Source organism: uncultured Rikenella sp. (assembly GCF_910579375.1).
In the GTDB taxonomy this organism is placed as follows: Bacteria; Bacteroidota; Bacteroidia; order Bacteroidales; family Rikenellaceae; genus Rikenella.
Window position 1 is genome coordinate 1 of the sequence record NZ_CAJTUJ010000122.1, and the last position, 5,655, is coordinate 5,655.

Genomic DNA, 5,655 nt, shown 5'->3' on the forward strand with positions numbered 1-5,655 from the left:
GACTCTTCTCTTTTTAGGCAAACCTCCCGCTGGGTCGGAGAGCGGGCCTCTCTCTTCAGGAGAGGAGGGCCCGCATTTCCATAAAAAGAGAAGAGTCGGTTAGTTTACGCCGCTGTTGTATTCCGGTGCGTAGAGCGTCGGGTTTTCGATCGGAGCAGCCATCGGTTTGGTATCCCACCAGATCCGGCCCGTGTTGTCGTTCCACGAAGTCCCGAAGCCCGGAGTCGCCATCAACTCCTGCTGGATTTTCATATAGTTGGCGTTGTTTTCCACCTCGGGCTGCGGCACAGCTGCACGACGGGCCAAAGCCGTAGCTTCGTTCCCGCTGGTGAAGCCCATTTCGAGCCCAGGTACATCCGGCAGCAAGTAATTCGTGCCCGGAGCACCCGTCCCGTTCTTCACCGGAATCTTGATGAACTGCGGATAACCGGTCAGTTTCCACATGCCCCACATCTCTTCCGGGTTGAAGATCATGGCAAACCAGGTCTGGGTCATGATTTCCGACACGGCGTTGCCGGTCTTGCCCAGCGGCAGGATCGATGCCACATAGTCGTCGATCATCGCCGGAGTCAGTTTATAGAGGTGCTTGTCCGCGGCAGACGTTCCGTTGTAGGGCGGCAGCAGCGGATATTCCACAGAAGTGGCAATCCCGACATATACACGAAGGGCGTCGTCCATCAACTGAGCCATATTGGCCCGGACAGCCTCTTCGTACCACCCTTCGGCCGTCTTGCCGCCCACAGCCGCGCCGGTTTCCTGAGCGATCAGCGCCATGGTGAAGCAGTGTTCGTCGTAAGCGATCACCGGACGGGTCAACTGAATGAGGGTCTTGTCCGGTTTCGGTTGGTCGTACCAGTCGTAGCCGTCCCCACCGTTTTTCACCCAGTAACGTCCCTGAGGCATCGAACAGATGTAGAACGTAATCGTGGTGTCCTTGCCCCAGACGATCGGTTCGCCGGTTTCCGGACTCAACAACGGTTTGTTGAGTTTAGGATCCTCGTTGAAGTTCGAATTGACGATTTTACCGAACGAAAAACCTTGTCCGCGCATAATCACCCCCGGAACCCAGGTTTGCTGATAAGCATACGAGTTCTGACTGACCCCCTGATAAACATTGTGCAACTGCATCAGGTTGCCATACTTGGTCAGCGAGTCCGGGAAGTGGGTGTACATCCATTTGTAAGCCTTTGCATACGCATTGTTCTTAAAATAAGAGGCATTGACAAACGACGTATCGTTGAAGTTCGGACGGAACAAGAGCGGCAGACGCGGGTCTTTCATCACCTTCAGCGAGTTGATCATCGACAGCGGAGCTCGGTTGTAGTAACTTACCTGGTTCCCGTCGTTGGTATCGTCGCCCCAAACGTCTTTCGGGAACTTGAGGATACACGACTCGTTGTTGCTCGAAATCATCCCCCCGTTAGCCGGATCAAGCACTTCGGCCAGCACGGTATTGAAGTGTGCCGCATCCCGTTCTTTGAAGCGGTAGGCCATCTTCAGACGGAACGTGTTGGCGAATTTCAACCAGCGCGAACGCTGCACTTCGGCATTCTCCAACGGAGTGACCGTCGAGCCCCCTTCAGGATTGACTTTTACGGTAAAACCGTACATCGGGTCGTATTTGCCCAGCGAAAGGGTTCCTGCCGGTGCCGGTTGCTTCAGTACATCGACTACTTTTTCCTTCACGACCTGATCCAAAGTTTTGTAAACATTCTGAACAAGGTCGTATTCCGGCCGTTTGATCCCTTCGGCCGCCCGGAACGCCTGGGTGTAAACCGCAGCGCCGTAGACGTCGAAGTTCCGCCAAGCCAAGTAGGTTTCCAGCACTTTGGCGATCGCGCCGATCTCCTGGTACTGCATCTTTTCCAATTCGCTCAACGTCGGACCGACTACATATTCACACAAAGCATGAAGCTGGCTCCCGTTCCGGACGTTGAATTCGCTCCAATACGCACCGGGCCACGGCGAACTGATCGAAAGGTCGGTCGCTGCCGGATAAGACGAGCCGGTAGTGGCGAAATACTGCATCCACCGACCGATGCTCATCGAACGGGTCGCACAGAACCCACGACCGTCCGAATTGTCGAACAGGCGTGTCGCAGCGAAGAACATATACCGCGGGTCGGTTGATTGCAACGAGGTCTGGTTGGTGTTCAACTCTCGCATCTTGTCCTTACACCCGGTGAGGGCCAGGGCCGAGAGCAGAACTCCCCCAAAAATATATTTTGAGATTGTTTTCATAAATGTCGTTGAATTGTCGGTTTACAATTAGAAACGTAAGTTGAGGTTGATCGAGAAGTTCCGCGCATAGGGCACTCCACCGTAGTCCACCGGCGTCAGCGGGTTGTTCGACGAGATGGACTCCGGATTGATTCCGCCGCGCATGCCGTTGTAGATATAGCAGAGGTTACGTCCCGAGAACGACAGACGAGCCGACTGCAAACCGACGTGTTTGATCCACTTGTCCGGGAAGTTGTACCCGAGGGTCACTTCACGCAACGAGAAGTAGGTGGCTTTCGACACGTTGATGTTCTGTGCACCCCAGAAACCGTAGTTCCCGCCCTGGGTATACCAAATGGCCGACAGCATCGGTTCGATATCGCCCGCTTCGACGGCTTCGGCGAAGGTGGTACCGGCTTTCACTGTCACTTCCTGACCGTTGTCTTTGCGAGTCACCTTGAAATCTTTGTAGAACACACCGTCCGGAATCATCCCGTTGTAAACGGTTTCGCCTTTGTAGTTGACACGAGCCACCCCGCCGTGTTCCTCGTCACGACCGTAGAGCGACATTTCGACGTTCCCGTATTGCATGGCTTCACGCAATTTGGAAGAGATCATGTGTCCGCCGACGCGACCGTCGATCTGAGCGAAGAAGTCGAACGAACCGCTGTTGTTCGGCAGGTTGACGGTCAGCGAGGTGGTCAAACCGGCGAAGAAGTCGGGTTCCACTTTACCGAGCACGTCATACAGATAAGGTTTGTCACCCGGGGTGTTGTACCCGTCGATTTGGTTACCGTCTTCATCTTTTCCCAGTACACCGTGGTAGTAGTTGGTAACCTGGCTACCGCGTACGATCGAGTAGTAAGGCAGATTCAGGCTGCTGGTCGTACCGCCGTAGTTGATCAACATTTTCCCGTTGCGCGGGTCGTTCGGATCGTCCATGTTGCGGAACACAGCTGCCACCCCGGCTCCGTCGCTCGTATAACCGTATCCCGAACCGGAGACGATTTGTCCGAACGCACCGTTTTCGAAGGCATAGATGCCCGGAATCCCGCCGGTACCGTTGTCGAAGAGTTTGTAAGAGCTGATGCCTTCATAGAACTCTTTGATTTTGCTCCGGTTGCGGCTCCAGTTCAGGCCGATTTCCCAACGTACCGTCCGGGTTTGGATCGGACGGAAGTCCAACTGAAGTTCCCAACCCTGGTTCTGGATGTTACCGGCGTTGATGAGCTGTTTGGTTACCCCGGACTCTTTCACGGCATCGAGTTTCAGAATCTGGTTGCGGGTGTTGATCTTATAGTAAGCCACATCGACCCCGATCCGTCCGTTCAGGAAACGGAGGTCGGCACCGAATTCCATAGAGGTCTGGATTTCCGGTTTCAAGTCGTAGTTCGGCAGGGTCGAGTTGTTCGGCGTAGCGAACTGGAGATTATTGCCATTCGGAGCACTTTCGGTTTTCACGTCGAATCCGCCCGCCCCCGACGCGGTTTCGTAAGCCGACGTCCCGGAACCGACCTGTCCCCACGATGCACGCAGTTTACCGTACGAGAGGATATTCGGATCGATGTTGAACGTGTCGGAGAAGACCCACGACAAGTTCACCGAAGGATAGAAGACCGACCAGTTGTCAGACCCCTGCGGAATCCAGGTCGGATAGAGCAACGAACTCAGCCAGTCGTTACGGGCCGTTACTTCAAGATTGATCTGGTCTTTCCACGAGAGGTTGACGGCACCCCCGATCCCATAGGTCATCCGGTTGCGGTAGTTCAGATTCGTATCGTAGTTCGACACTTCGAGCGGCTCGGCCGAGTTGCCGAAGTTCCACATTCCGGGAACAATGAGGCCGCCCCGCGTGGATTTCGACCAGCTCGAACCGCGGCTGTTTCCGTACAATTCATAGAACAGACGCACGTCGAGTTCGAGGTTGTCGTCCAGGAAGAGGTTGTTGCTGTGCAGCTGACCGAGGAAGTTGTATTCGCCCGATTTACCGCCGCCGATCGAATAGCTCCCACCGGGGCTATAGACAGGATCGCCTGCTTCAGCTCCTCCTCGGCCGAAACCCGAACCGTAGTTTTTGGTCTCGTTGAAGTACGAATAGTCGTTGTAAGTGAGTCGCGCATTGGCGTCCAACCAGCTGTTGAACTGAGCGGTCAAACCTACGCTGGCGATAATGGTCTGTTCGTTGTGGTTGGTGTTGTCGTCCACGAAGGTATTCAGGGCACTCTGAATGGATTTCAGGGCAGTGCTCGATCCGTCGGGCAGACGCATCCAGGTCGAATAGTCGATATAGTTGTCGCGATACCATTTCAGGTCGGTGTTCCGGTTGATCTGCTGCGAAACAATCGCTGCGTAGCTCCGTCCTCCGAATGCCGAGAAGATATTCGGATTCAGGGTGTTGGAGTTCGAGTACTGCATGCTGAAGTCCACCGAGAAGACGTCGTTGATCTTACCGTTCGTCCGAACGTTCACCGAATGGCGTTTGAATTCGTTGTTGGGCAGCGCACCTTTCATGTTGGTGTACCCATAAGAAACACGATAGGTCGCTTTTTCCGACCCGCCGGTCAGAGCGACGCTGACATTGTCCTGTTGTCCGGTCTGGAAAATGGATTTCCAGTTGTTGGCATAAGAGAGCAACGGTTCGACCGGGTTGTTGTATTTCCCCAGTTTATACTCCTGGCTCATCTGCAAACCGGCATCCATCCGCGGCCCGAACGATTGTGCACTGTACACGCCGTCGGAAACGGTAGACCCTACGTTGGGAATGATGTCCCCTTCGTAGCCGTTCGTCGGCGAGCCCATCCCATAGAGGTTCTGGAGCTTCATCGGAGCAGCATAGGTCTGCGAGAATTCGTGTGAGTAGTTCACTTCGATCCCTACCCCTTTACGAGCCTTACCGCCTTTGGTGGTGATCACGATGGCACCGTTCGCACCGCGAGACCCGTACAGTGCGGTTGCGGCAGCACCTTTCAGCACGGTAACCGATTCGTAGTCGTTGGAGTTGAGGTTCTTCAGCTGGTTGCCATACGCAATCCCGCTGTTACTGCCGTCGGCGTCCAACCCCATCACGGAGTTCTCCATCACGATCCCGTCGATGACGAAAATCGGGGAGTTGTTCTTGGTCAGCGACTTCGCCCCGCGGAGTGTAATCACCGGCGACGAGGTCAGCCCCGACGACCCGGAGGTCGAAATCTGGAGCCCTGCTACCTTACCCTGCAAAGCATTGACCGGGCTGATGGTATTGGTACGTGCCAGCTCGTCTCCCTTTACGGTAGAGGTGGCATAACCGAGTTTCCGATCCTGTTTTTTACCCCCCAAAGCCGTCACCGTCACCGCCTCTGTCTGCAAAACAGAGGCAAGGAGGTGAAAATTCGGAGTGAACATTCAAAAGATCAGGAGGTTGTTGAAAACCGATTTTGGGGACGTACATACAATTTA

2 protein-coding genes are annotated in these 5,655 nt (G+C 54.6%); both read right to left on the reverse strand.

What is annotated here, in order from left to right:
* Positions 1 to 99: 99 nt before the first annotated feature.
* Positions 100 to 2,241: a SusD/RagB family nutrient-binding outer membrane lipoprotein gene (locus tag QZ302_RS08255; protein ID WP_294594367.1), complete on the reverse strand. Its 2,142-nt coding sequence runs from the start codon at positions 2,239 to 2,241 to the stop codon at positions 100 to 102.
* A gap of 27 nt (positions 2,242 to 2,268) precedes the next feature.
* Entirely contained in the window at positions 2,269 to 5,601 is a 3,333-nt protein-coding gene (locus tag QZ302_RS08260; protein ID WP_294594369.1) for a SusC/RagA family TonB-linked outer membrane protein, read from the reverse strand.
* Between the last annotated feature and the right edge of the window lie 54 nt (positions 5,602 to 5,655).

Excerpts from the sequence above, each read along its gene's own strand:
- QZ302_RS08255 (WP_294594367.1), bottom strand. The coding sequence starts at position 2,241 with ATGAAAACAATCTCAAAATATATTTTTGGGGGAGTTCTGCTCTCGGCC.
- QZ302_RS08260 (WP_294594369.1), bottom strand. The coding sequence starts at position 5,601 with ATGTTCACTCCGAATTTTCACCTCCTTGCCTCTGTTTTGCAGACAGAG.